Raw genomic sequence first — 24,980 nt, forward strand, 5'->3', positions numbered from 1 at the left:
TCAGCCCGACACTTTCACGGCGCCGGCGGAGCCACCGTAGACGGCGATTCCGACGAGAAGGTCGATGACCATGATCGAGATCAGGGATGTGCGCACGGCACGTCCGACCGCGACACCGACTCCCGCCGGCCCGCCCTTCGCGTTGTAGCCGTGGTAGCAGTGCACACACATCACCACCACCGACATCGCGAGCACCTTCACCATCGACCACGCGACATCACTCGGCACGAGGAAGACGTTGAAATAGTGCTGGTACGTTCCGCTCGCCTCACCGAGGTACTCGGTGACCAATTGCGTGGCCACGTACCCGACGAACAACGCCACCGCATACAGCGGAATCACCGCGATGACCCCGGCTGTGACGCGAGTGGTCACCAGGTACGGCAGCGACGGGATCGACATGGTCTCCATGGCGTCGATCTCTTCGCTCACCCGCATCGCACCGAGTTGCGCGGTGAAACCCGCACCGACCGTTGCGGTCAGCGCGATGCCGGCGATGACGGGAATCGCCTCCCGGGTATTGAAGAATGCAGAGATGAATCCGGACAGCGCACCGATTCCGATGCGGCCCATCGAGGTCGCTCCCTGCTGGCCGACCTCGTAGCCGACCGCGGTGGTGAGAAGCGAGATGACCACCAGGGTTCCCCCGATCACCGCAAGGGCACCGGTACCCATGCTGACCTCGGCGAGCAGCCGGATCGTTTCCTTGCGGTAACGCCGAACTGTGTGCGGGATCGAGGTGACGGCGTGGCTGTAGAAGTGGAGCTGCCTGCCCATCTCCTCCAGATGACCAACCGGTGCACCGACCGCGCGGAGCGCGAGCCCGGCAACTTGTGGTCTCGCCCCGGCGGCCCGAGTAGCTTTCGACACAGAATTCTCCCGTTGACAGCCGCCTGTGCGGCTAGGTGTTGAGCGCTGTCAGTGCAGCGCAAGAGTGGTGATAACCGAGTTCGCGAGGAAGAGCAGCAGGAAGCTGAACACGACGGTCTGGTTCACGGCGTCTCCCACTCCCTTGGGTCCGCCCTTCGCGTTGAGTCCCAGATGACACGCGACGAGACCGGCAAGCATGCCGAACACCGCCGCCTTCACCTCACTGACAAGGAAGTCGGGCAGTCCCGTGAGGATCGAGATGGCCGTGACGTACTGCCCCGGCGACGCACCCTGCATGTAGACCGTCGCAAAGTAACCGCCCACCAACCCGACTGCAGACACCAGACCATTGAGAAACATCCCGATCAGAGTCGACGCCAGCACCCTCGGCACACACAAGCGCTGAATCGGATCGATTCCCAACACCTTCATCGCGTCGATCTCCTCGCGAATCGTTCGCGAACCCAGATCGGCGCAGATCGCCGTAGAACCGGCGCCGGCAACCACGAGAACGGTGACCACCGGCCCGATTTCACGGATGATCGCGACACCCGCGCCGGCCCCGCTGAGGTCGACAGCACCGATCTCGGCCAGCAGAATATTGATCTGGTAGACGAACATCATGCAGAAGGGAATCGCCATCAGCAGCGCCGGCATGATCGACACACCGGCGATGAACCACGCCTGCTGAACGAATTCGCGAGCGTGGAAGGGGCGCTTGAACATGCATCGGAACGTCTCCATCGACGTCGCGTAGAACGCGCCGACGGCCGTCGGCGCGACCTGGATGCCTTTCCTGACAGCGCTCGCCCTCGACGGGCGGGCTTTCAGATCAACTGACATCGAACGGCCTTCCTCATTGTTTTCGGAGCATCCGATACGGCGGAGCGGGTCATCATTCGTGGACGAGGACGACCTTCACGGCCTCACCTCGATGCTGCACGGCCACAGCTTCGTTGATCTGTGAGAACGGCATTGTCGTGATCAACTTGTCGAACGGGAATTTGCCCTGTCGGTGCAGATCGAGAAGGTACGGAATGAACGTGTCGGGGTCGGCATCCCCCTCGACGATCCCGCGGATCGTCAGACCGAACAGCTGCGTCGACATCATGCCGATCGGGATTGTGGCGGTCGGGTCGGCGGGGACCCCGATCAGGCCGAGGGAGCCCCGGACACCCAGTGACTGCAGGATCTGGTCCAGCACGGGCAGTAGGGCCGTCGTGTCGATCGCGTAGTCGACGCCGTCGGGCACCACTGCCCGAATCTGTTCGGAGAGGGCACCGTCCGCAGGATCGACCACGTGGGTCGCGCCGAGAGACAGCGCGAGCTCGCGCCGCGACTCGTGAGGTTCGACGACGATGATCACGCCGACCTCGCGGACCACGGCGGCAAGCACGGCCGCCAGGCCGACCGAACCCGCGCCGACGACGACCAGTGAAGATCCTGGAGCGATGTCGAGAGAGTTCAACACCGCGCCTGCGCCGGTCTGGATTCCACAGCCGAGCGGACCGACGAGTTCGAGAGGGGCATCGTCTGCGACCTTCACGACATTGCGTTCATGAGCGATGGCATGTGTCGCGAGGGAGGACTGCCCGAAGAAGTTGCCGCCGAGCGAGACGTCCCCCACGCTGAGTGCCGAACTGCCGTCCGGGCGCACACCACCGAAGTTGAACGCCATGAAGTTGTGGCAGTACGCAGGCTCGCCTTTCCCGCAGTGGGCACACTGGCCGCAACTGTTGAAGCTGATGGCGACCTTGTCGCCTTCAGCGACCTTGGTGACTCCCGATCCCACCCTCACGACCGTGCCGCTACCTTCGTGGCCGACGACGCCCGGAAGGGGGAACGGGAGATGGCCCTCCTTGACGGCCAGATCGGTGTGGCAGAGACCGACGCCGGCGATCTCGACGAGGACTTCGTGTTCCGCGGGTTCGCTCAGAGACACGGTCTCGATGGCGAAGTCGCCCGCGACTTCGTGGACTACGGCGGCGGTGATCTGCACGACTGCTCCTCATTTCAGGTGTTCGCCCGAGGACGGGCATCACTTGCGTAGGTGCGATGTTAGGTAGATCACAAGCTCTGGAAACAGGGATGAGCGGCAAGTTCGCTCCAATCTCCCCCCTTTTACCCCCGATGGGACTACGGCACACGAGGGGTCCTGTCCCCCTGTGAAACTTCTCCACGCGGAGCCGAGGCTCGTGTGTCGGAGGCGACGCAGGACCGGCAGTCGGTGGGCCGCGGGAACTCGATGCCCCCGACGAAGTACCGAAAACACCCCATGGTGTGACGCGTCGAGTGCACGCATGAAGAGAGACTTGAATCACATTCCGCGATCATCTCGATCGATGTCCCATCTCAGGAGGAACCAGTGTCTGTTGATCCTTCGGCGCTCATCATGGGGGTCGCCGCCGCAATCGGCGGCATCGTCCAGGGTGCCGATATGCCCGATGCGGCAGAAGATTTCGCCATGCAGCAGATTTCCGCGGTGGCGGATCAGGCGGCAGCCGTCGACGTGACCATCGACGACTACATCGAATTGCTGCCCGAACATTCCCGCGAGCCCGCTCGGCAGGCAGTCGACACGGCTGCCGAGACGGCGCAGAGCGCGGTGGCGCCGTTCCTGCCGCCACCCGTCATTGCGGTTCCTCCTGATATCGGCATCGACGAGTCGCTGCCGGGGGCATCCGCGGAGCCCGAGGTGGTCGGGTCTGCAGAGGAGTCGGTCGTTGCCGACAGCACTGTGCCGGAATTAATTCCGCGCGCGGAGGGTGTTGTCGCCAGCAACGTCGCAGCCGGTCCGATGCCGATCGGCTCGATCGCCGTGTTCGTCCCCTGGTTCACGAAGGCGGGCGGAATCTGCGAGGGAATCACCGCGCCCGTTCTCGCAGCGCTGTATTCCGTCGAGAACGGGTTTCGGTACGGAGTCACCTCACCGCTGTCACCGTCGGGTGCGCGTGGACCCGGACAGTTCATGCCGGGCACCTGGGCGCGATACGGCAAGGATGCCGACGGCGATGGAAAGGCGGACGTTCTCGGAGTCGCCGATTCTGTGATGGCATCCGGGAACCTGTTGTGCGACATGTATAGCGAGATCGATCAGTGGAAGGTGGAGGGTCTCGTCTCCGGCGACACCCTTGACCTGACTCTCGCCGGATACAACGCAGGGATCGGAGCGGTACGCCAATTCGGGGGAATGCCCAGAGGGACTGACGACTACGAGAACCAGACCAGGCCGTATGTCGCGAAGATCCGTGCGTCGGAGGAGCGGTTCGCGTCGGTTCTGCAACTCCTGCGAAGTGATTCGGGGGGTGTGGGTGGTCGCATCGTCCAGGCAGCGATGCAGTATCTCGGCTTGCCGTACGTATGGGGTGGCGGCAGCGTGAAGGGCCCGTCCTCCGGAGGGTTCGACTGTTCCGGTCTGACGTCATACGCCGTGTACGACGCGACCGCCGGACTCATCCTCCCGCGCACGTCGGAGACCCAGTGGAACGTCGGTGTCGAGGTCCCGCTGTCCGACGCGAGTCCGGGCGATCTGTTGTTCGGCAACTGGGGCTCGGGAGGGCCCGGCCATGTGGCGATCTATCTGGGAAACGGTCAGATGGTGCACGCGCCGACGACGGGTGACGTAGTTCGGGTCGCACCGGTCTTCGAGGGCATGAAGGCGCGGCGAGTGGTGTCGTAGGAGGTCGAACGGGGCGAGGCCCCTACGTCGAGCAGCTCTCGACGTAGGGGCCTCGGTTGGTCCCTAGCCTCGCCCGACACGGGACGCCGGGTTGTCCGGTGTCGACGCGTCCGGTCGACCGTAGGCGGCGCGCGCCAGGAAGCGTTCGCGAGCAACGAGATAGAACGGGAACGCCATGGAGACGCCGATATAGGACAAGAGCACGAAGACCACGCCCCACTTCCGGCCCATGCCGATCCGTGCGGTGTCCGTGAGCACCCAGACGATGAAGACCGTCCACGCGATCAGCATGTCGATGCTCAGGAAAGCGCCGGTGCCGCCCGGCTCGATTCCGTCTCCGAAGAATTCGACCGGGTTGAGGATGTTTCCGCCGTCGCGCATCCAGTCGAACGCGAACGGCCAGGTCAGGAGTAGCGCCGCGATCCCGGCGACGACGTAGAAGGCGTGTCGGACTTTCATTGCGGTGTTCCCGCGCAACTGCGTGGTCACGACCTCACCTGCTGTCAGCGACGCGGACGTGGATCTCGGCCTCGCTGTCAGCGACGACAAGCTGGCAGGAGAGACGGGACTCGTCGTCCGCGGCGTCGAGATAGGCGATCAGATCCGTCTCCTCGTCGGTCGGTTCGGCGAAGAAGCGGGTGTATTGCTTCGGGAGGTGGACGTGGCACGTAGCGCAGGCGCAACTGCCGCCGCATTCGGCGACGATGCCGGGAAGGTTGTTGCGGAGCGCTGCGTTCATGAGCGTCTCGCCGGGTTCGACATCGACGTGCTCCGTCGACCCGTCCGGCAGGTGATAGGTAACTTTCGTCATGCGCTGAGGGCACTTTCTCACTCGAAGGTGGTGCGCCGAGGGTCATCTCCGTCTCGGCGCACCACCTGGTCAGGCGAACGTCAGGTGGACGGGGAGGTGCCGCAATCCGCCGACGAAGTTGGTCTGGATCATCTTGGGTTCGCCGGTCACCTCGACGCGATGAAGCTTGGGCAGCAGTTCCTCGAGCATGACCTTCATTTCGAGTTTGGCGAGATGCTGGCCGATGCACATGTGCGGTCCGTAGCCGAACGCGATCTGCTTGTTCGGACGCCGGTCGATGTCGAAGGTGTCCGGGTTGTCGAACACGTCGGCGTCGCGGTTACCGGACTGGAACAGCAGCATCAGGCGGTCGCCGGCCTTGATCGTGCTCCCACGGAGTTCGTAGTCGGTGAGTGCGACGCGGGTGAACTGTTTCACCGGAGACACGATCCGCAAGGCTTCGTTCACCAGGTGGGGAACCAAGCCGAGGTCTCCCTGTACTCGCTCGAGGATGTCGGGACGCGCGGCCAACTGCTGCAGGCAACCCGCAAGGGTGCTCGCCGTGGTGTCGTGGCCGGCGGTGGCGATGGCGACGAACCACCCGTAGGCGAATGTCTTGGGGAAGTACTCGCCGTCGGCATCCTTCGCGACCGCGATGAGAGTCGCCAGATCGTCGCGTGGTTCTGCTCGCCTGCTTTCGACGAGAACATCGAAGTAGGAGTAGAAGTCGGAGATCGCCGCTGCCCACTGCTGTGCTGCGGCATCGGGAGACAGGCTCTCGATGTCCTCACGTGTCGCATCCGGGTCGGCGACCCCGAAGAGGTCTTGTGTCAGTGCCATCATGCGCGGCTCGTCTTCGACCGGGACACCGAACAGCGACATGATGACGTGCAGCGGGAAGAACACCGCGAATTCCTGTACGGCGTCGAGGTCCTGGCTCCCGGACACGAGCCGATCGACGGATTCCTTCGCCGTCTCGCGGATGCGTTCCTCCCACTTCTTGAGGTTGGCCGGCCGGAACCAGTCGAACGCGACATCCTTGACGGTGGAGTGCTCCGGGGGATCGAGGTAGGGCAACGCGTCCAGGATGCGAAGACTTCCGCCGGTGAGTTGCTTCGTGAATTCGTCTCCCGCCTGGTTGGCGAGTATGGGGTTGTGCGAGCCCTTGTTCTCGCCGCCGCCGGCGCTGAAGATCTGCGGCTGTCGCTCGATCTCCATCAGATCGGCGTGCTTGCTGACCAGCCAGAGCGGGTCGTATCCCTCCACGCGTGCCTGCCCGAGCGGCCGGTTCTCGCGCAGCCACCGGTAGGCCTCGTACAGTTTCGCGTCGTCGGTGTGTCCTTCGGCGAGAACGATCTGCCGTGCTATCTCATCGGGAATTGTTGCGGTGTCGGCGGATTCGACCGTCGTCATGATCAACCTTCTCTCTGGTGTGGGCTCAACAGCGCCGGGACGTACCGGCGCGGTCGCCCGGTGTCCGTTCATGCTGTGACTCGAGTCTCATGCATGAACGGCACCCGTGCGTCACCCAGACGAGGGGTTTCGCCCCCGATTCGGAGGCAGTTCTCAGGCCGCCGAGATTCCCCCGTTGACGCTGATCGCCTGTCCGGTCAGCCGGCGCGCGGCGGGGGAGGCGAGGAAGACGGCGAGCGCAGCGAGGTCTTCGGATTCGGGGACGCCGAGGTGGGCCTGCTGTGCTGCCTTGGCGAACAGTTTGGCACTGAACCCGTCGGAGGTGATGCGTTCGGTCGACCCGGTGCCGGTGACCAGCGACGGCGTCAGGACGTTCACGCGGATTCCGCTGCGCTTGGCTTCGATGGCCAGCGTGCGGGTGAACATGACGATCGCCGCCTTCGCCGCCCCGATCACGGACTCGCCGGGCGTCGCGGTCTTGGCTGCGTCCGATGCGACGTTGATGATGACGCCACCCTTCCGCGCCGTCATGTGGGGTACGATTTCGCTCGCGAGATACATGCACGGGAGCGCGAGTTGGTTGAAGATGCGCGCGATGTCGTCGGTGGGAATGTTTGCGAACAGTTCCGGTCGGGTGTCGGCGGCCGTCGTCGACACGAGGACATCCACGCCGTCGAGGATCCGCTCGGCTTCGGACGCGATACGGGCGGCGCCGTCGACGGTGGTTGCGTCTGCCGACAGGAAGGTCACCTCGCACGACGAGTTGTAGGACGAGATGCGTTCGACGGCAGTCTGTCCGCGTTCCGTGCTGCGCCCGACGACCATGATGCGCGGTGCGCCGGCCTGAGCGAGGCCGACGGCGGTCGCGAGCCCGATCCCGGCCGTGCCGCCGACGATCAGCCCGCTGCTGTCCTTCAGCTCTTTCGGCGGTGAGATTTCATGCGTTCCCATTGTGAACTCCTTCAGGGTGATGTGGTCAGAGAGATACTGTGCCGCGGGCGAAGATGTCCTTCGCGATGATGCGCTTCTGGATCTCGGCTGTGCCGTCCGCGACGAGGTACGCGGTGACGTCGCGGTAGCGATGCTGCAGAGGCGATTCGGTGGAGTACCCGAGGTTTCCGTGTACGCGCATGGCGAACTCGATTGCGTTCTTGGCCACGACGGGAGGCCACCACTTACTCATCGACGCCAGGGCCGTGTGCGGCTGGGCGGTTTCCCGGAGCCACAGCGCCCGGTAGCAGATCCAGCGTGCTCCTTCCAGATAGGTTGCATGCTCAGCGAATTGGAATGCGAGTCCCTGGTGCTCGGAGAGTGGCTGCCCGAACGTTTCTCGTTGCTGCGCGTACGCGGCGGCTTCCTCCAGACTCTGTTTCGCGGCGCCGAGGCACATCAGTCCGAGGGCAGCTCGACTGAAGTCGAAGTGGTCCATAACCGAGTGAAAGCCCTTGCCGAGTTCGCCGACGAGATGCGATTCGGGAACGAAGACGTCGGATAGATGAATGCCTCCCCAGCCCAGAGGAAGGCAGCCCATGCCTGGCATGTGGCTGACCGTGACGCCTTCCGCGTCGAGCGGCACGACGAAGCAACTGACACCCCGAGCACGGCTGGATCCGGGCTCTCGCGCGTAGACAAGTGCGGCAGTGGCATTCATCGCCCAGGAGATGGCCGTTTTCTCGCCGTTCAGACGCCATCCGCCCTCCACTGCCGTTGCGGTGGTGGTCAGCGCACTCGCATCGGAGCCCGAGCCTGGTTCGGTCAACGCGATGGCGATGGTCTGCTCACCGTTGATGAGGGGAGGGAGGTAGCGCTCCTGGATCTCGTTACGGCACAGCGCCAGTTGAGAGGCGACCAAACCGATCTGGACGGGTGCCGATGCCATGTTCACGTCGCCGTAGGCCAGGGTCTCGGTGGCGATCCCGAGGAGAACGGGGTCTTCGGTGCCCGTGCCGCCGTACTGTTCGGGCAGGCCGATGCCCAGCAATCCGAGGTCGCCGAGCCTTTTCAGAATGTCGAAGGGGAAGTCCGTTGACGCGGCTCTGTCGCGGTAGCCGGGAAGTAGGACTCGGTCGCTGAACGCGGCGAGCGTCTGTCGGAACTCTTCGTGTTCGTCGGTGAATGCGAATGAAACCATCGGAGTGTGCTCCTGTGCGTGACTCGGCTGGGGGATCACGGCGAGGGAGCGTTGTCGTGCAGTGAGAAGCCGGACGGCCCGTTCCTCGTCCCGTGAGAACTATTCTAGGTTTGAATAGTAGGGCGTCAAAGCTAGTGGGGCAAGAGGTGTGCCGGGTCGTCGTACTGTGTGGGGGATGCGGCGGCCGGGTCCGACACCTCAACCGCGAGAGGGTGTCCGGTAGTTCTCAGTGCCCGGTTTCGACGTCACCGACGGCGCGACGTACGTGTTGCAGTTGTTCGATCAGCGCTTCCAGGGTGTCGGTGTCGACGGGCGCCAGGCCGAAGCGCACCGCGGCGAGGCGATCGTTCGCTTCCTCGACCACCTCCAAGCCGGCCGGGGTGAGGGTTGCGAGAACGGTGCGGCGATCCGTCGCGTGGGCTTTGCGTTCGACGAGGCCCGCCTTGACGAGTTGGTCGACCGCCATCGACACGGTGGTGGGGTGGACCATGAGGTACTTGCTCAACTTGCCGAGCGTGCGAGTTCGCTGCTCCGACAGTTGCAATGACGTCAGAATGAGATAGGCGTTGCGCGACAGGCGAAGTGAGCGCAGTTCCTGGTCCATGGCGCGCACGATCCACTGGTGCGTACGGAGCAACGCCATCGTGGTTCCGAACTCCAGATCGGCCGAATCACGCCGCCGGGACCATTCGGCTCGCATCCAGTCGATCACGTCGTGGCGATCGTCGTCGGCCGGCGTCGGGAGTTCACTCGCCACTGGGCGTCCTCTCGTCGTCACCGAACCGCGTCGAGGTAGATCATAGAACCGCGGTCAGTCGTGCGAGAGAACGACCTTCCCGAACCCGGCTCCCTGTTCGAGATATTTGTGCGCGGCTGCTGCCTCTGCGAGCGGGAATACCGCGCTGATGGGTACGGGTGGGACGGTTTCGGTGTCCAGCAGTGTCAGTAGCCCCGCGAAGTCCCGCGGGCTGCCCATCGTGGTCCCGATCAGTTCGTACTGGCCGAAGTAGAAGGGCCGGACGTCGAGGGTGGCGAGCTCGTTACGCGACGCGCCCAGCACGACCAACCGGCCACCCGGCCGCAGTGCGGCGATGGACTGTTCCCAGGTCCCCACCGAATCCAGGACGAGATCGAATCCCTGACCGTCCGGGGTGAGCCGGCGAGCATCTTCCGGCCATTCGGGGTCGGTGTAGAGCACGCCGTTCGCCGCGCCGAGTTCCCGTGCCTGTGCGATCTTGGCCGCCGAGGAGGACGTGACGGTGACGTTGGCGCCTACTGCGGAAGCCAGCATGACGGCCATGGTCGCGACGCCGCCACCCGCGCCCAGGACGAGCAAATTCTCGCCGGCACCGAGACGGCCGCGCGTGAACAGGGCGCGGTAGGTGGTGAGTCCGACGAGAGGCAGTGCGGCGGCCTGCTCCCAGTTGAGCCCGCGTGGTTTGGGGGCGACGCAGTCAGCGGGAACCCGTACCAACTCGGCATACGTGCCTCGTTGGTGATCGCCGAGGATCTCCCACTGTGCGCTCGGCGCGGCGTCACGATCTCCCCACCACAGCGACGGGAGGACGAGAACCTCCTCGCCCGTGTCGGTGCGAATACCTGCGCCGTCGGCGCCGAGTACGTGCGGCAGTGGTGACGAATACTTGCCCTGGCGGACGAGGACGTCGTGCCAGTTGAGTGCGGCCGCCTTCAGGCGGACGGTGACCCAGCCCGAGCTCGCTACGGGATCGGAAATCGACTCCATCTTCAAGACGTCCGGTTCCCCGAACTCTCGCAACACCACGGCGTCCACAGATAGTCCTTTCGGTCGTACCATTCGCACGGTAGCATGTTTATCGTGCGCATTCGGCGGTGGTTCCCCCTTCTGGTTGCGGCGGTGACGGCGTTGAGTGCGGGTCTGGTCGCGGTGGCTGGACCTGCAGTGGCCGAGATCCCGCGACCGTCCGAGGACGCGTTCTACCAAGAGCCTGCCGGCTACGAGGCGCAGCCCGACGGGACGATTCTGCGATCACGGCCGGCAACAGCGACAGCGTTGAGCGTGCCGATACCGGTCGATTCCTGGCAACTGTTGTACAAGTCGCTCGACTCCCACCGAGAACCGGTGGCCGACGTCGCCACGGTCCTGGTCCCGAGAACGCCGTGGACGGGCGATGGTCCCCGACCCCTTGTCTCCTATCAAACCGCGGAAGACAGTCTCGGATCTCGGTGCGCACCGTCCTACGCGCTGACTGCGGGGCTCGGAGCCGCGACGTCGAACGCCGCATCGGAGTCACTGATGATCGCGTATCTGCTGTCCCGTGGTTGGGCGGTCGTCACCGCCGACTACGAAGGACCGGAATCCGAGTTTCTCGCCGGACCACAGTCGGGCTACGCGGTTCTCGACGGCATCCGCGCCGCGCGGAATTTCGTCCCGGCAGGACTGGACGTGAACGCGCCGACGGGCCTGTGGGGCTACTCCGGTGGAGCCTTCGCCACGGCCTGGGCCGCGCACCTCCGGCAGACCCATGCTCCCGAGCTGGGGCTGGACGGAATAGCGTTGGGCGGGTTACCTGCCGACCTCGAGGCAACCATGCGGAATGTCGATGGCGGGTACGGTTTCGGCCTCACCTTCGGTGGAGTGACCGGCATCGATCGTGCGTATCCCGAGATGCGCCTGAGCGAGCTGTTCACCACACAGGGCCGGGCAACCATGCAGGCCAGCAGCGCGGCATGCACCGTAGATCTCATCGCGACCTACGCGTTCCGGTCGCTGCGCGACTACACCGTCGACCCTCGCCCCTTCGACGTTCCGGTATTACGAGATGCTCTCGCGGAGAACAGCCCTGCCGTGGGCACTGCCGGGGCGCCGATCTACAGCTATCACGCGGACGGGGACGAACTGGTGCCCGTCACGGTCCACGACGACTTCGTTCGACAGTCCTGTGCCGCGGGTAGCGCGGTGCAGGTGGTGCGGTATCCCGGCGGTAGTCACAACACCACGCTGATCTCCGGAGCGCCGGGTGCGATCGACTTCCTTGCAGCACGTTTCGCCGGTCGGGCTGCCGTGGACGATTGTGTGTACACCTCCGAATCTCAGAGCGGATAGTGCGTGAGCACCCCCATCGGATCGTGCCTCTGCCGCAGTTCTCGTAGTCGGCGAAGGTTTCCGCCGTAGGCCGCGTCGATCTCGGCGCCGGTCTCGGGGAAACCGGGCCGCAGTTCGACGCTGTAGACGCCGATCGTGTGGGGCGCGAGCGCGTCGAGGGTGCCGCCCGCCCAGGACAGGCAGGCGGCGCCGTCGTAGGGGTCGGACCAGATGGCGTTGAGTGGGATGTTCCACTCGCTGCTTCGGCCCCAGAACGCGGTGTCGGCGTCGCCGACGTCGGAGAGGGCACCGCCGGTGTGCTGGAAGTCGATACGACATTCCCGCGTCGGCGCGCCACGGATCTGGGTGGCCAGAGCCTCCGCGAGCGCGGAGTCGAGGGTCGGTCCGGTGAAGACGGCTTTCCCGAAGAACGACCCCCGGCGCTCGCCCGGTTCGGGCAGCCGGATCGGTTCCGGTTCCTCGCCGTCGGGGCCGGGTGGCGCGAATTCGGGTAACCCGGTGAGGTACGTGCCGGACATCTCCGATCGGTACAGCACGCTGCCCGACACGTCGGCGACCGTGGTGGCGGCGGCCCGGGCGCGGTCGATGGCGGATTCGTCCCCGCTCGCACACGCGGTGTACACGAAGAGGACGGGTTCGTCGGGAGACAGTGCGCTGTAACCGAGTACCGCGCCCATCGTCGTGTCCCGTGGAAGCGTCGGTGCGACACGGAAGTAGGTGGCGAGCGCTTCGAGTCCGAGCACCATCCGGTCGACCCACACCGGACCTACCGGGTGGGTCCGGAGCACCGCCGACGTCACGACGCCGAAGCACGGTGCGCAACCCCGGACCGCCCACCACAGATCCGCCTCGTCGCCGGTGCTGGCTTCGGACAGATGGACGACTTCGCCGGACGGCAGCACGAGTTCGACCTCGACCAGCTGATCGAGTGTCAATCCCAGACTGCGCGTGAGGTATCCGACACCGCCTCGGGTGACGAGTCCGAAGCCTGCGTGGCCGACGATCCCCACCGGCACCACCCGCCCGGTGGGTGCGAGGGCGTCCAGCATGGCTCCCACGGTGGCGCCGCCGGCGACGACCACCCGGTCGTCGTCGGGTCGGGCCGTGTTCAGGTGCGCCGACAGGTCGAGCATGACGGCGTCGTCGGCGACGCAGTTGGAACTCAACCCGCCGCCGCGGACGGTGACGGTGCCGCCCGTCCGATGCGTAACCCTCATGACGGTGGAGACCTCCTCCACGGACACCGGTTCGACGACGCAGGACGGACGGCGTCTCGCGGCATCGGGAAAGAACACTCTGCCCAATGCGCTGCGGTAGTCGTCCGTGTCCGGCAGATGAACCCGGTGCGGGAGAACCGCCTTCAACTGCGCGACACATTCCGCGGATGGTGAATTCACGAGCGCCTCCTATCCCGTTGCGTTACCTGCCTGCCACTGATCCCACGGGACCTCCCAGTCCCCGTACGTGTCCCACACGGGCAGGAGCGGTCCGCCCGAGTTGGTGACCTCGACGACGTCGCCGATACCGAAATGGTCGAACATCCACTGGGCGTTGGCAGGAGCCAGGTTCACGCAGCCGTGGGAGACGTTGCTGCTGCCCTGATCGCCCACCGACCACGGCGCCGAGTGGACGAACTCACCGTCGTTGGAGATCCGCAGGTTGAGATCGACCTTCTCGCGGTAATAGTCGGGATCGCCCGCGCAGACCCCGTACGTGCAGGAGTCCATGATGATGCTCTGCTGCTTGTCGGAGATCACGTGCGGACCCTCGTGCGAGGGATGGTCGGGGGAGCCGAGACTCATCGGCATCGCGTTTTCCTGAACGCCGTTGTGGAAGACGGTGAGCATTTCACTCGCGCCGTCTGCCTTGGCGACCCACGAGTCGTGCACGGTGTAGTCGGCGGAGTTGTTCTCGGCGCCGAAGACGCCGTCGCCCAGATCGACGCCGTAGACGTCGGCCTCGATGTGGATCTTGGTGCCCGGTGCCCAGTAAGCCGCCGCTCGGTAGTGTGCGTTCTGGTCGTCGGTCCAATACCAGGCGCCGGGCTGCGGCGGTGTCGTCGTCACGTGCAGTCGCTGTTGCGCCTCGGCCTTGTTCGCGACCGGTGCGGTGAATTGGAAGACCATCGGCTGGCCGACGCCGATGCCGGTGTCGGCGACCACCTCGGGTGCCGGGACGACGTTCGCGTACGCGGTGCTGCCCGGCGTCAACGTCGTGACGGTGAACGTCTGCTCGACCGGGGCGCCGTCGGGGTTGACCGCGTCCGCGACGACTGTGTACGTGGACCCGTAGCCGAGAGGTTGGCTGCTCGTCCAGTTCGTGCCGTCGGGCGTGAGGCTCCCGGCGACCGGTGTGTTCTGTTCCGCGGGATTCGTGACGGTTACGGAGGTCAGCTTGCCGCCCGTCGCGGTGACCACGATCGGGGTGGTCGGATTGATCGGAGCCCCGTCGGCAGCGGGGACGGCAATCGAGGCGGGCGCGGTCTGTGAGGTGGTCGGGGTTTCCGACGTGCCGGTGTCTCCGATAGTGCACGCCGTGGCCAGGAACGTCAGGGCCACCACCGCAACAATGCCGGCTGTCCGTGTGCGAAGAGTCACGATCACCTTCTTTCGGATCTGGGTCAGCGCTCGCCGTCCTCATACTGCCAGCGATTGTCTCGGAGTTTTCTGTGAGACGCCTGCCGCGCGTGCCCTACCTGCAGGAATTCGCGCGCGCGGATCCTCCCCTCGATGAGTTAGGCAGCAGTGCTGACTAATTTTCGTGCCTGAGTCGCCCCTTTGCCGCAGAAATCCCTGCTTGAGCCGCGGGAATAAAACAGCTAGACTGGCTAATGAACACGCACTGCGAGTGAGAGGCGAAAAATGGACGAGAAGGTCGATCGGTTCCGTGAGGACGTTGTTCTGTTCACCCGGCGCATCCGCACCCAGCGCGCCGGGCATCTGCTGACGCCCTCGCAGCTCCAGGCCCTCGCGCACCTCGACCGGGAAGGTCCGATGAGCGCGCGCGCTCTCGCCGACCTCGAGCAAGTGGCGCCGCAGTCAATCGCACGGACCGTCTCGATGCTCGAGGGGTCCGGAATGGTCTCCCGGACCGTGGACCCCCAGGATGCGCGAGCAAGCATAGTCGCGATCACCGCGCTGGGGTTGCAGACCCTCGTCGACGACCGATCCCGGCGTAGCGAATGGCTGACGGCCGCGTTCGCCGCCGAATTCACCGACGCCGAGCGCGACCTGCTCTTCATCGCCGGACGGCTGCTCCGCCGACTCGCCGGAACGCCCGAGTCGGCGCCGCAGCAGGAGTCACTGATGAACTCGTGAGCGCGACCGTCGCCGATACCGCACTCGCGCAGAAGTCCCCGTCCGTACCGTTCCGGGTCAGCGGATCCGTCGCCACCGGCAGCATCCTCCAACCATTGAACTCGTCGATGATCGCGGTGGCGATCGTCGGCATCGCCGCCCAGTTCGGCTCCTCGTCCGGGATCACGTGGGTGATCTCGGCGCTCTACATCGCCACCGCCGTCACCGCCCCGATGGCCGGGAAACTCGGCGCGCTGCTCGGCGCCCGCAAGGTGTACCTCGGCGGCCTCGCCCTGGTTGCGCTGGGCTCCGTGGCCGGTCTGCTCGCGCCCAGTGTCGGCTGGCTGATCTTCTCCCGCATTCTCGTCGGAATCGGGACCGCCACACAGTATCCCAACGCCATGACGATGATCCGCGGGTATGCGGAGCGGCACGGCGCGGAGCCGCGCACCGCGATCACGACGCTCGCGATCTGCAGCCAGGCGGTCGTGGCGCTGGGCCCGACGCTCGGCGGATTGCTCGTCGGGGCGTTCGGCTGGCAGTCGATCATGTGGATCAACCTTCCGATCGTCGCGTTCAGCGCGGTGGCGGTCACGAAATTCGCGAAGGTCGGTTTCATCGGCGGTGTGTCGGTCAGTGGTCGGCAACTGCTGCACGCGCTCGACGTGGCCGGGGTCCTGCTGTTCCTCGCGCTCGTCTCGTCGACGATGCTGTTCCTGCTGTCGCTCACCACCGATCCCGTGTGGTGGCTGATCCCCGTGTGGGCCCTGGTGCTCGCCCTGTTCGTTCAATGGGAACGGCGGGCGGACGAACCGTTCATCGACGTTCGGGCCCTGGCCCGAAACCGTGCGCTCAGCGCGACACTCGCCCGCACCCTCCTCACCTACACGGCGTTCTACTGTGTCTTCTTCGGAATCCCGCAGTGGTTGCAGTACTCCCGCGGAATGGGCGCCACCGAAGCGGGTCTGACGATGCTGCCCGTCGCGGTGGTCGGCATCGGCTCCACGCTGCTGGCGTCGCGAACGTACCGGCGGTACGGGGTGCGCCGAACGCTCACCGTGGGAACGTGCGCGCTCCTGGTGGGTGGCCTGCTTCTGGCCTCCGTGGAGAGCAGCACCGCCCCGATCGTCGTGCTCCTGCTCGTCGCCGCAGTACTGGGAATACCCAATGGATTCAACAACATCGGCAATCAGAATCTGATCAGCTCGGTCACGTCCGTCGAGGAGGTGGGCACGGCGATCGGGATGTACCGCACCGTGCAGTACATCGGGGCGAACCTGTCGGCTGTCGTACTACAGACGACCGCCGGTCACGTCGTCGGCGACGACGGACTGCACCGCACGGGCTGGTTCATCGCCGTCGCGGGCGTTCTCCTCCTCGCCGGTGTCCTGATGTCACGGAACATGGGGGACCGGCGGTCGACGAACGCGTCGACGGCGTAGCAACCGCGTCAGGTCGGCGGCACCCCGCCGACGGCCCGCCAGATCAGTGTCGCGGTCCGGGCCGGCCAGTCGGCGGGTGGGCGATCACCGGCCAACGCCCGGCCGTACCAACTGCCGGTGGCCATGCTGACGGCGACGTCGAGATCGGCGTCCGCGTCGATCAGCTTCAGTTCGGCGGCGCGGTCCAGGATTGCGCGGATGCGGCGCCGGCGCGGCGCCACCACCCGGGCGCGGTACTGCGCGCGGACGTCGGTGTCCGTCGTGTCCTGCAGCATCGTGCCGACCAACGACAACCGGCCGCTCCGCGACACCCCGCGCTGGAAGTCGGTCAGCTCGCGCACCAGATCCCCGAACGGATCGGCCGACGACCGCCCCGACTGTTCGTCGGCCAACTGCGCCACGACGGCCGCGGCGAGTTCCGACTTCGACGCCCACCGCCGGTACAGAGCCTGCCGGGTGGTGCCGGCCTCCGCGGCGATCGCGGCGATCGACATCGCGTCGTATCCGGCCCGGGACAATTGCCTGCCCGCCACTTTCAGCACGCGAGTGTCGATGTCGGTGTCGCGGCTGCGCCCGGTAACGGTCATGTTCGAACCTCGTTTCAATCCAATACTGATGTGTATTGTAATGGAGACGACGGAGATGAGGAGCTCCCATGAGCGATCAGGAAACACCGTCCCTGTTCGAATGGGCGGGCGGTGAGCAGTCGTTCCGGCGGCTGATCGACGCCTTCTACGACCGGGTCGAGCGCGACGAACTGCTGTCCCCGATGTTCCCCGGCGGAGTACACGAGGAGCATCGCCGCAACGTGACACTCTGGTGGTGCGAGGTGTTCGGCGGTCCACCCGGCTACACCGACCGGCTCGGCGGCTACGAGCGGATGCTGCGACACCACATCGGTCTGGGCATCAGCCCGGAGCAGCGGCACCGCTTCGCCGCGACGATGAGTCTCGCCGCCGACGACGCGAAGTTGCCGTCCGATCCCGAATTCCGCTCGGCCTTCATGGCATACGTCGAGTGGGGGACCAGGCTCGCGCTGCAGAACTCGAGCCCCGGCGCCGAGGTGGTCGAGCACGCGCCCGTCCCGCATTGGGGTTGGGGCGTCGCCCCGCCCTACCGCGGCTGACCGGAGATCGGGCAACCCGAGCTGGCGGCCGGGAGAAAGTTCGGACGGATATCCATGTCGGGTGCGTCGTAGAGCCGGTGGAACGTGGGGGTCAGCGCCGCCGACATCGGCGGGTTGATCCACGACCAGTCCGTCGGGCACTTCCGGCCGAGTGACTCTTCGCGTTCGACGTGACTGATGAACTGCTTCGCGACGGTGTGATGATCGACCATGTGCACACCGGCCTGCCGGTAACTGTGGATCACGGCGCGGTTCAGCTCGACCAGTGCGCGGTCGCGCCACAGCGTTCGTTCCGACGTCGTGTCCAGGCACAGCCGGTCGGCGATGGTCGGCAGCATGTCGTAGCGATCCTGGTCGCTGAGGTTGCGGGCCCCGACCTCGGTGCTCACGTACCAGCCGCTGAACGGGGCGAGTGGGTAGGTCAGCCCGCCGACCGAGAAGTGCATGTTCGACACGGCAGGCACGGCATGCCACTTGAGACCGAGATCGGCGAACCAGGCGTAGTCGGGGTGCTCGATCTCGACCTCGAGCACCAGCTCGGATGGAATCTCGTACCAGCGCAGCGTCTCGTCGGGGGTGCTGACCAGCAGCGGCAGCACGTCGAACGGCGTGCCTGCGCCCCGCCACCCCATCTTCGTCACCGCCTCGGTGATTCCGACCTGGGCGGGGTCCCCGGTCACCGTCCCGTCCGCGTGGCGGTAGCCGGCGTACCGGATGAGCTGCGGGCTGACGATCTTGTACTCGCGTCCGTCCGCCAGCGGTAGGGGACCGACCGTGATGACCGAGCGCAGGGCGCCGCCGTTCGTCGCGACCCGCAGGTGCTCCCAGCACGCCTCCGCAATCTCGTCCGCGGTGGTGACGTGCCGGGCATCGATCAGCTTCAGCGTGCGCCAGTGCTTGCGACCGACGCACCGGGCGTGGTTGCGCCACGCCAGCTGCGAGCCGACTTCCAGTTCCTCCACGGTGTGCTCGTAGCGGCCCGTCTCGGCCAGCGACTCCAGCGCGTCCGCGAGGCGGGCGGTGGGCAGGTGGGCCAGCTCGGGCTCGCTGAAGAACTCTGCGCACTCCCGCATCTGCGCTGCGGACCGCGACGTGACGTCCAGCGAGTACGACATAGTCCCTGTGCTGCTCACCATTGACCTCCCGGCGATCGTGGATCCTGCGGCGGTCAGTATGTCAGCGAAGCGGGCACACTCCTCCACCGAGTGCGGACGGGGTGAGGAAATACCTCCGGCAGGACGGCGGTTCCCCCGGAGGTGAAGCTCTCGATTCTGGACCGGTCCCGCACGCGCCGCGGTGCGCCCGATTCTGCCGCGCTGACCGGGACGATCGAGCGGGCTGTGCGCGCCGAGCAGCTCGGGTTCCATCGGTTCTGGGTGGCCGAGCATCACGCCGTGCCGGGCATCGCGAGTGGGTCGCCGCCGGTGCTGCTCGCGGCCCTCGGCGCGCGCACCGACCGGATCCGGCTGGGCTCGGGTGGGGTGATGCTGCCGAATCACCAGCCTCTCGTGGTGGCCGAGCAGTTCCTGATGCTCGAGGCGATGTATCCGGGCCGGATCGACCTGGGCGTCGGACGGTCGCTGGGGTTCACCAAGCCGGTGCGCGAGGCACTGCGGCGCGATCGCAACGCCCCCGACACGTTCGCCGACGACCTCGACGAGGTGCGGAGCTACCTCGACGGCAAGGGCGCCGTGACGGCCCGGCCCCACGTGACCAGCCCACCGCCGATGTTCGTTCTCGCCACCCGGCGCGGGCTCGACTTCGCCTCGAAGGCGGGTCTACCGGTGGTGGTCGGTGGGCCGATCCTCCGAGGGTCGGGCGCCCGCGTTCCGGAACTTGACCGGTACCGCGACAGCTTCGTCCCGTCCGCGGGACATCGGTCCCCGTACGTGATCGTCTCGCTCGAGGTCATGATCGCCGAGGACGAAGCCCGGGCCCGCGGACTGCTGCTTCCGGAGGCGTGGGCGCTGGCACAGTCCAGCCGGACCGGCGAGTTCCCGCCGCTCGAATCGGTCGCGGACATCCGGGGTCAGGCGTGGACTCCGCGGCTGCAGGAGCAGGTCGACGCCTCGATCGCGACCTCCGTTCACGGCACCGCCGAGCAGGTGAAGGTCGCGCTCGACGCCTTGGTCGCGCGTACCGGCGCGGACGAACTCCTGGCCTCGACGTCGACGTTCGATCGGGCCGCGCTGTTCGAATCCGACCAGCAGCTGTCGCTCCTGGACGTGTGAACGCGCAGGACGCTCACGGTTGCCGCAAGTCTTGCGCAAGTATTGACAATCTTGCGCAAGGCGATGGATAGTGTGTGTCGGCAGTCACAACGAACAGCGAGGCGGTAGCACCGTGGCACCCACCTTGACCGAGGTCGCACAACGCGCAGGGGTATCCCTGTCCACCGCGTCACGGGCGTTCAGTGCCCCGGACCGAATTGGACCGGACACGCTCGCGCGAATCATCGCGGTCGCCGACGAGATCGGCTACCGGGCGGCGTCACCGACCCGCAACGACGTCGTGCGCCCCACCGCCACCACCGTCGCGGTCGTGGTGCCCGACATCGGGCACACGGTGTTCGCGAGCTTCGTGAAGGCGGCGCAGGCGCAGGGGTGGCACCGGCGCCAGACGGTGCTCCTCACCGACACCGACGGCAGCGCCGACCGTGAGCGTGAGGTTCTCGGCGAGCTGCAGGGTCGCGTCGACGCGCTCGTGGTCTGCGCTCCGCGGCTGCCCGCATCGGACATCGTGCAGCTCGCCGGAGACACCCCCTTGGTGCTCGTCAACCGCTCGTCACCCGAATGTGATTGCATCGTGGCGGATTCCGAGGACGGAATTCGCCAGGCCATCGACTACCTCGTCGCCCTCGGGCACGAGCACCTCGCCTACGTCCAGGGCTCGCCGCAGTCCTGGTCGAACCAGCGTCGCGTCGCCGCGGTCGAGGAATTCTGCAAGACCCGGGATGTGCAGCTGAGTCTGCTCGGCTGGCAGCAGGAAACCCTCGCGGGCGGCCATGCCGCGGCCGCGAGCGTGATCGCGACGGGCGCGAGCGCAGTGATCACACACAACGATCCGATGGCCATCGGAGTGATGAACGGCGTCCGCGCAATGGGCTTCTCGGTGCCGGCCGACCTGAGCGTCATCGGCATCGACGACTCGCCGCTGGCCGAACTCGCCAGCCCTGCCCTCACGAGCATCAACGTGCCGATGGCACGAGCCGGCGTGCTGAGTCTGGACCTGGTGTTCCAGCGCGCGAACGAGCCGGACTCCGATGTCCGAGAAATCCATCTCCCCACTCAACTGGTCGTCCGTGCTTCGGCCGGACCGGCGCACGATCGGGTGTTCCGCCCCGGAAAAGAGAGCCGCTAGATGAAAATCGTTGTTGCCGACAGCAACCTGATTCCGCACCGATCCCGGCTCGAGGCCGCAGTTCCCGACGAGGCGCAACTGTCCTGGCACGGCAGCTTCGACGAGGCCGCCCTGATCGAGGATCTGCGCGACGCCGACGTCTACGTCGGGGGAAAGTTCACACCGCCCATGGCGTCGTCTGCAGAGCAGCTGCGTCTCGTCCACGTCGCGGGCGCAGGCACGGACAACGTTGCATTCGACGCCCTGGCGCCGGACGTGCTGGTGGCGAACACCTTCCATCACGAGAAGTCGATCGCCGAGTACGTCGTGGCGGCCGCGGTGATGCTCCGGCGCGGTTTCGCGGCCCAGGACAAGGCACTCCGGCAGGGTGTCTGGGCGACCTCGGTCTACGACGACCGTCTCACGCAGTCGAATTCGCTGCAGGGCGCACGAGTGGGCTTCGTGGGGTTCGGCCATATCGGCCACGCCACGTGGAATCTGTTCCGAGCGTTCGGTGCGGCAGGAACGGCCGTGACCGGTCGTGGCAACGTCGACGCGCCGAGTATGGGATTGGACTGGGCTGCAGACGTTTCCCAGCTCGGTCGTCTCCTCGGCGAATCCGATGTCGTCGTGGTGTCCGCACCGCTCGACGACCGGACGCGGGGCATGATCGGCGTCGAGGAATTGCGCGCACTGGGCAGCGACGGTGTGCTGGTGAATGTCGGCCGTGGGCCTCTCGTCCAGGAGCAGGCACTGTTCGACGCACTGTCCTCGGCGTCCATCGCGGCTGCGGCCATCGACGTCTGGTACGACTATCCCGGCCCCGACGGTCGCGGGACGCCCAGCGCTCTGCCGTTCTCCGAACTCCCCAACATCCTGATGACACCGCATTCCTCCGGGGTCTCACAACAGACCTTCGTCGGCCGCGTCGACGACATCGCCGGCAACATCACCAGGCTCGCCCGCGGTGAGCAATTGCGCAACGTCGTCGCTCCCGCCGTCGGCTCGAAAGGATCACGAGCATGACCGACAAGATCATCTCCGCGGACGTGCTGGTCTGCAGCCCCACCCGCAACTTCGTCACCCTGAAGATCACCACGGCCGACGGCGTCGTCGGCTACGGTGACGCCACGCTCAACGGCCGGGAACTGTCCGTCGCGTCGTATCTCCGGGACCATGTCGCGCCCTTGCTGATCGGGCGTGACCCGGCGCGGATCGAGGACACCTGGCAATACCTCTACCGCGGTGTGTACTGGCGGCGCGGACCCGTCACCATGGCCGCGATCGGAGCCGTCGACGTCGCCCTCTGGGACATCAAGGGCAAGACCCTCGGCCAGCCCGTCTACCAGCTGCTCGGCGGTGCCGTCCGCGACCGGGTGCTCTCCTACACCCACGCGACCGGGTGGGACGCGCCCGCGCTGCTCGATTCCGTCGACGCCAAGCGCGAGAAGGGCTTTCAGGCGATTCGAGTGCAGTCCGGGGTTCCCGGACTGGATTCGGTGTACGGCGTGCACCAGGGCGCCGAGGGCTACGAGCCCGCGAGCAGGGGCGCCCTCCCGGCCGAGGAGGTGTGGGACACCGACGCGTATCTCAACCATGCACCCCGGATCCTCGAAGCCGTTCGTGAACACGTCGGCCCCGAACTCAAATTGCTGCACGACGCCCACCATCGGCTCACCCCGCAGCAGGCTGCGAGGCTGGGGAAGTCGGTCGAACACGTGGACCTGTTCTGGCTCGAGGACGTCACGCCGGCCGAGAACCAGGATGCGCTGCGTCTGGTGCGCAACCACACCACCACACCCCTGGCGATCGGGGAGGTCTTCAATACGATCTGGGACTGCCAGCACCTGATCACCGAACAGCTGATCGACTTCATCCGGGTGGCCATCGTCCACGCAGGCGGAATCAGCCACGTCCGCATGATCTTCGCGCTCGCCGAGGTGTACCAGGTTCGCGGCGGACCGCACGGCCCGTCGGACGTGTCACCGATCTCGCTGGGTGCGAGCCTGCACCTCGGACTCGCGACGCCGAACTTCGGAATCCAGGAGTACATGGGTTACGACCCGCTCGTCAGCGAGGTCTTCCCCCACGCGTGGTCGTTCTCGGACGGGCACCTCACCCCCGGCGACGTTCCGGGTATCGGAGTGAGCATGAACGAAGAACTCGCGGAGCAGTATCCGTACGAGCAGGCCTACCTTCCGGTCGCCCGGCGCCGCGACGGCTCCATGACGGATTGGTGACGAGCATGTCCGAACCGACACTCTCGCGCCGAAATGTTCCCGCTGCGGCATTGATCCACCGGCGGGTGCCGGAAGGCACGGGGATCGTGCACCTGGGCCTCGGCAACTTCCACCGCGCGCACCAGGCGGTGTACACCGCGCTCGCGATGGAACGCGAACCCGGACCGTGGGGCATTCTCGGTGTCGCGAACCGCTCGCGCACCGTCGCCGATGCGATGAACGCACAGGACCTCCTGTACAGCGTCGTCGAGATCTCGCCGGAGGGCTCTCGTGTGAGCGTCCCGGGTTCGCACACCGGAACCCTGGTGGCCGAACAGGACCCGGAGTCCGTCGTCCACGCGATCGCGGACCCGGCGACGAAGATCGTGACGATCACGGTGACCGAACACGGGTACACCGTGTCACCCGAGACCGGTTCCCTCGACCTCGACTCCGACGTCGTTCGCCGCGACCTCGCCGGAGTGCGGACGCCCCGCACCACGATCGGGCAGATCGCCCGCGGACTGGCCCTGCGGGCGAGCACACACGCCGCCCCGGTGACTATCCTCAGCTGCGACAACCTGCTGTCCAACGGGCGCCAGACCGAGAGGCTCGTACGCGAGTTCGTCGGCACCTTCGCGCCGCCTTTCCGCGACGACCTGCTGTCCTGGATGAACTCGTCCGTGACGTTCCCCAACTCGATGGTGGATCGGATCGTGCCCTCCGGTTCGGACCACTACAACGAGGCGGCACTGGCACACCTCGGCGTGCGCGATACGATCGCCGTCCCCGCCGAGCCGTTCACGATGTGGGTCATGGAGGAGCGGTTCGCTGCCGGCCGTCCCGCCTGGGAGCACGGTGGCGCGCTGTTCACCGACGACGTGGAGCCGTACGAGCTGATGAAGGTCCGACTGCTCAACGGGACGCATTCACTCATCGCCTATCTCGGCGCACTCGACGGGCGGGCCACCATCCCCGAGTCCGTGGCGCAGCCGTTCGTCGAGGCCGCAGCACGGCGCATCCTGTGCGACGAGTACCTGCCGACGGTCACCGTTCCCGAATCGGTGGACACGGACGACTACATCCGGCAGCTCTTCTCGCGCTGGTCCAATACCGCTCTGGGACATCGCACCTCGCAGGTCGGCTCCGACGGATCGGTCAAGCTGGCGCAGCGCATCCCGATCCCGGCACTCGAACACCTCGGCCGCGGTACCGTCCCGCAATACCTGTCTCTCACGGTGGCGGCATACCTCTGCTGCATCGCCCCGCTGCCCGGGTTCGATCCCGGCCCCCACGCACGATCCATGACCGACCCCGCTCGACCGCGCCTGGCAGGAATGGCCGACAACGCCGCGTCCACTACAGAATTCGTTCGCTCCGTCTTCGTCGACGGAGGCCTGTTTCCCAGCACTCTCGCTTCGCACACCGAGTTCGTCTCGCGGATCGCCGACTTCGTCGACATCATCGCCCGCCACGGTCCGGCAGTCGCCGCCGGCGAAGCATCCGACCCGGTCCCGGACCTCGGGACCATCACGTCGCTGCAGTCCAGCGCGACCATCTGACTCCCTCACCCCTGCCCGGACATTTCCG

General features: G+C 66.2%; 24 protein-coding genes. 10 read left to right on the forward strand and 14 right to left on the reverse strand.

Annotated elements, in window-relative coordinates; all coding sequences use genetic code 11:
- The 3 genes from ACFVJ3_RS27090 to ACFVJ3_RS27100 all read right to left on the reverse strand — a co-directional run bounded on the left by ACFVJ3_RS27090 (nucleotide 1) and on the right by ACFVJ3_RS27100 (nucleotide 2,869).
- Nucleotides 1-777: an MlaE family ABC transporter permease gene (locus ACFVJ3_RS27090; RefSeq protein ID WP_378455082.1), complete on the reverse strand. Its 777-nt coding sequence runs from the start codon at nucleotides 775-777 to the stop codon at nucleotides 1-3.
- A 141-nt stretch (nucleotides 778-918) separates the two neighbouring features.
- On the reverse strand, nucleotides 919-1,713 hold the full coding sequence (locus ACFVJ3_RS27095) for an MlaE family ABC transporter permease (protein ID WP_378454993.1): 795 nt from the start codon (nucleotides 1,711-1,713) through the stop codon (nucleotides 919-921).
- A gap of 52 nt (nucleotides 1,714-1,765) precedes the next feature.
- The gene (locus ACFVJ3_RS27100; protein WP_378454994.1) at nucleotides 1,766-2,869 is read right to left on the reverse strand and encodes an NAD(P)-dependent alcohol dehydrogenase; all 1,104 of its coding nucleotides are present in this window, start codon (nucleotides 2,867-2,869) and stop codon (nucleotides 1,766-1,768) included.
- A 366-nt stretch (nucleotides 2,870-3,235) separates the two neighbouring features.
- Between ACFVJ3_RS27100 and ACFVJ3_RS27105 the strand changes: the two genes are divergently transcribed.
- Complete coding sequence (locus tag ACFVJ3_RS27105) at nucleotides 3,236-4,549, forward strand: NlpC/P60 family protein (protein WP_378454995.1); 1,314 nt, start codon at nucleotides 3,236-3,238, stop codon at nucleotides 4,547-4,549.
- A gap of 63 nt (nucleotides 4,550-4,612) precedes the next feature.
- Here the strand turns inward: ACFVJ3_RS27105 and ACFVJ3_RS27110 are convergent, their stop codons facing one another.
- From ACFVJ3_RS27110 to ACFVJ3_RS27140, 7 genes are all read right to left on the reverse strand, one after another.
- The gene (locus tag ACFVJ3_RS27110; RefSeq protein WP_378454996.1) at nucleotides 4,613-5,038 is read right to left on the reverse strand and encodes a DUF2834 domain-containing protein; all 426 of its coding nucleotides are present in this window, start codon (nucleotides 5,036-5,038) and stop codon (nucleotides 4,613-4,615) included.
- A 4-nt stretch (nucleotides 5,039-5,042) separates the two neighbouring features.
- Nucleotides 5,043-5,360 carry a 2Fe-2S iron-sulfur cluster-binding protein gene (locus tag ACFVJ3_RS27115; protein ID WP_378454997.1) on the reverse strand — a complete coding sequence of 106 codons (318 nt, stop codon included), beginning with the start codon at nucleotides 5,358-5,360 and terminating at the stop codon, nucleotides 5,043-5,045.
- A 69-nt stretch (nucleotides 5,361-5,429) separates the two neighbouring features.
- Entirely contained in the window at nucleotides 5,430-6,752 is a 1,323-nt protein-coding gene (locus ACFVJ3_RS27120) for a cytochrome P450 (RefSeq protein ID WP_378454998.1), read from the reverse strand.
- A 153-nt stretch (nucleotides 6,753-6,905) separates the two neighbouring features.
- Nucleotides 6,906-7,703 (reverse strand): SDR family NAD(P)-dependent oxidoreductase, encoded by a 798-nt coding sequence (locus tag ACFVJ3_RS27125; RefSeq protein ID WP_378454999.1) that lies wholly within the window; start codon nucleotides 7,701-7,703, stop codon nucleotides 6,906-6,908.
- Between the two features lie 25 nt (nucleotides 7,704-7,728).
- A complete protein-coding gene (locus ACFVJ3_RS27130; protein WP_378455000.1) occupies nucleotides 7,729-8,883 on the reverse strand; it encodes an acyl-CoA dehydrogenase family protein in 1,155 nt (384 codons plus the stop codon).
- Nucleotides 8,884-9,109: 226 nt separating this feature from the next.
- Nucleotides 9,110-9,640 carry a MarR family winged helix-turn-helix transcriptional regulator gene (locus ACFVJ3_RS27135; protein ID WP_378455001.1) on the reverse strand — a complete coding sequence of 177 codons (531 nt, stop codon included), beginning with the start codon at nucleotides 9,638-9,640 and terminating at the stop codon, nucleotides 9,110-9,112.
- Between the two features lie 54 nt (nucleotides 9,641-9,694).
- Nucleotides 9,695-10,675, reverse strand: a complete 981-nt coding sequence (locus tag ACFVJ3_RS27140; RefSeq protein WP_378455002.1) for a zinc-binding alcohol dehydrogenase family protein — start codon at nucleotides 10,673-10,675, stop codon at nucleotides 9,695-9,697.
- Nucleotides 10,676-10,711: 36 nt separating this feature from the next.
- On the opposite strand from ACFVJ3_RS27140, the gene ACFVJ3_RS27145 reads away from it, so the two are divergent.
- Nucleotides 10,712-11,968: a lipase family protein gene (locus ACFVJ3_RS27145; RefSeq protein WP_378455003.1), complete on the forward strand. Its 1,257-nt coding sequence runs from the start codon at nucleotides 10,712-10,714 to the stop codon at nucleotides 11,966-11,968.
- Here the strand turns inward: ACFVJ3_RS27145 and ACFVJ3_RS27150 are convergent.
- Both ACFVJ3_RS27150 and ACFVJ3_RS27155 read right to left on the reverse strand, forming a co-directional pair.
- Nucleotides 11,956-13,365, reverse strand: coding sequence for an FAD-binding protein (locus ACFVJ3_RS27150; RefSeq protein ID WP_378455004.1), 1,410 nt, complete (start codon nucleotides 13,363-13,365; stop codon nucleotides 11,956-11,958). The genes ACFVJ3_RS27145 and ACFVJ3_RS27150 overlap by 13 nt on opposite strands.
- A gap of 9 nt (nucleotides 13,366-13,374) precedes the next feature.
- Nucleotides 13,375-14,571, reverse strand: a complete 1,197-nt coding sequence (locus ACFVJ3_RS27155; protein ID WP_378455005.1) for an Ig-like domain-containing protein — start codon at nucleotides 14,569-14,571, stop codon at nucleotides 13,375-13,377.
- A gap of 258 nt (nucleotides 14,572-14,829) precedes the next feature.
- Here ACFVJ3_RS27155 and ACFVJ3_RS27160 point away from each other — a divergent pair, with 258 nt between their 5' ends.
- Entirely contained in the window at nucleotides 14,830-15,285 is a 456-nt protein-coding gene (locus ACFVJ3_RS27160) for a MarR family winged helix-turn-helix transcriptional regulator (protein WP_378455006.1), read from the forward strand.
- The gene (locus tag ACFVJ3_RS27165) at nucleotides 15,282-16,706 is read left to right on the forward strand and encodes an MFS transporter (protein ID WP_378455007.1); all 1,425 of its coding nucleotides are present in this window, start codon (nucleotides 15,282-15,284) and stop codon (nucleotides 16,704-16,706) included. Before ACFVJ3_RS27160 ends, ACFVJ3_RS27165 begins: the two co-directional genes overlap by 4 nt.
- Before the next feature lie 8 nt (nucleotides 16,707-16,714).
- Here the strand turns inward: ACFVJ3_RS27165 and ACFVJ3_RS27170 are convergent, their stop codons facing one another.
- Complete coding sequence (locus ACFVJ3_RS27170; RefSeq protein WP_378455008.1) at nucleotides 16,715-17,293, reverse strand: TetR/AcrR family transcriptional regulator; 579 nt, start codon at nucleotides 17,291-17,293, stop codon at nucleotides 16,715-16,717.
- Nucleotides 17,294-17,361: 68 nt separating this feature from the next.
- Between ACFVJ3_RS27170 and ACFVJ3_RS27175 the strand changes: the two genes are divergently transcribed.
- Entirely contained in the window at nucleotides 17,362-17,832 is a 471-nt protein-coding gene (locus ACFVJ3_RS27175) for a group II truncated hemoglobin (RefSeq protein WP_378455009.1), read from the forward strand.
- On the opposite strand, the gene ACFVJ3_RS27180 is transcribed toward ACFVJ3_RS27175, so the two are convergent.
- Nucleotides 17,820-18,947, reverse strand: coding sequence for a nitric oxide synthase oxygenase (locus ACFVJ3_RS27180; RefSeq protein WP_378455083.1), 1,128 nt, complete (start codon nucleotides 18,945-18,947; stop codon nucleotides 17,820-17,822). The genes ACFVJ3_RS27175 and ACFVJ3_RS27180 overlap by 13 nt on opposite strands.
- Before the next feature lie 141 nt (nucleotides 18,948-19,088).
- Between ACFVJ3_RS27180 and ACFVJ3_RS27185 the strand changes: the two genes are divergently transcribed.
- The 5 genes from ACFVJ3_RS27185 to ACFVJ3_RS27205 all read left to right on the forward strand — a co-directional run bounded on the left by ACFVJ3_RS27185 (nucleotide 19,089) and on the right by ACFVJ3_RS27205 (nucleotide 24,952).
- Complete coding sequence (locus ACFVJ3_RS27185) at nucleotides 19,089-20,063, forward strand: LLM class flavin-dependent oxidoreductase (RefSeq protein WP_378455010.1); 975 nt, start codon at nucleotides 19,089-19,091, stop codon at nucleotides 20,061-20,063.
- Between the two features lie 112 nt (nucleotides 20,064-20,175).
- A complete protein-coding gene (locus ACFVJ3_RS27190) occupies nucleotides 20,176-21,192 on the forward strand; it encodes a LacI family DNA-binding transcriptional regulator (RefSeq protein WP_378455011.1) in 1,017 nt (338 codons plus the stop codon).
- Complete coding sequence (locus tag ACFVJ3_RS27195; RefSeq protein ID WP_378455012.1) at nucleotides 21,193-22,197, forward strand: 2-hydroxyacid dehydrogenase; 1,005 nt, start codon at nucleotides 21,193-21,195, stop codon at nucleotides 22,195-22,197. It begins immediately after the preceding gene.
- Nucleotides 22,194-23,411 carry a D-mannonate dehydratase ManD gene (gene manD, locus ACFVJ3_RS27200; protein ID WP_378455013.1) on the forward strand — a complete coding sequence of 406 codons (1,218 nt, stop codon included), beginning with the start codon at nucleotides 22,194-22,196 and terminating at the stop codon, nucleotides 23,409-23,411. The genes ACFVJ3_RS27195 and manD overlap by 4 nt, the downstream gene beginning before the upstream one ends.
- A 5-nt stretch (nucleotides 23,412-23,416) precedes the next feature.
- Nucleotides 23,417-24,952, forward strand: a complete 1,536-nt coding sequence (locus ACFVJ3_RS27205; RefSeq protein ID WP_378455014.1) for a mannitol dehydrogenase family protein — start codon at nucleotides 23,417-23,419, stop codon at nucleotides 24,950-24,952.
- Nucleotides 24,953-24,980: the final 28 nt, after the last annotated feature.

The sequence above is a fragment of the Rhodococcus sp. NPDC127593 genome (assembly GCF_042671975.1).
In the GTDB taxonomy this organism is placed as follows: domain Bacteria; phylum Actinomycetota; class Actinomycetes; order Mycobacteriales; family Mycobacteriaceae; genus Rhodococcus_F.

Excerpts from the sequence above, each read along its gene's own strand:
- ACFVJ3_RS27090 (WP_378455082.1), bottom strand. The coding sequence starts at position 777 with ATGGGCAGGCAGCTCCACTTCTACAGCCACGCCGTCACCTCGATCCCG.
- ACFVJ3_RS27095 (WP_378454993.1), bottom strand. The coding sequence starts at position 1,713 with ATGTCAGTTGATCTGAAAGCCCGCCCGTCGAGGGCGAGCGCTGTCAGG.
- ACFVJ3_RS27115 (WP_378454997.1), bottom strand. The coding sequence starts at position 5,360 with ATGACGAAAGTTACCTATCACCTGCCGGACGGGTCGACGGAGCACGTC.
- ACFVJ3_RS27120 (WP_378454998.1), bottom strand. The coding sequence starts at position 6,752 with ATGACGACGGTCGAATCCGCCGACACCGCAACAATTCCCGATGAGATA.
- ACFVJ3_RS27125 (WP_378454999.1), bottom strand. The coding sequence starts at position 7,703 with ATGGGAACGCATGAAATCTCACCGCCGAAAGAGCTGAAGGACAGCAGC.
- ACFVJ3_RS27130 (WP_378455000.1), bottom strand. The coding sequence starts at position 8,883 with ATGGTTTCATTCGCATTCACCGACGAACACGAAGAGTTCCGACAGACG.
- ACFVJ3_RS27145 (WP_378455003.1), top strand. The coding sequence starts at position 10,712 with ATGTTTATCGTGCGCATTCGGCGGTGGTTCCCCCTTCTGGTTGCGGCG.
- ACFVJ3_RS27160 (WP_378455006.1), top strand. The coding sequence starts at position 14,830 with ATGGACGAGAAGGTCGATCGGTTCCGTGAGGACGTTGTTCTGTTCACC.
- ACFVJ3_RS27170 (WP_378455008.1), bottom strand. The coding sequence starts at position 17,293 with ATGACCGTTACCGGGCGCAGCCGCGACACCGACATCGACACTCGCGTG.
- ACFVJ3_RS27175 (WP_378455009.1), top strand. The coding sequence starts at position 17,362 with ATGAGCGATCAGGAAACACCGTCCCTGTTCGAATGGGCGGGCGGTGAG.
- ACFVJ3_RS27180 (WP_378455083.1), bottom strand. The coding sequence starts at position 18,947 with ATGTCGTACTCGCTGGACGTCACGTCGCGGTCCGCAGCGCAGATGCGG.
- ACFVJ3_RS27195 (WP_378455012.1), top strand. The coding sequence starts at position 21,193 with ATGAAAATCGTTGTTGCCGACAGCAACCTGATTCCGCACCGATCCCGG.
- manD (WP_378455013.1), top strand. The coding sequence starts at position 22,194 with ATGACCGACAAGATCATCTCCGCGGACGTGCTGGTCTGCAGCCCCACC.
- ACFVJ3_RS27205 (WP_378455014.1), top strand. The coding sequence starts at position 23,417 with ATGTCCGAACCGACACTCTCGCGCCGAAATGTTCCCGCTGCGGCATTG.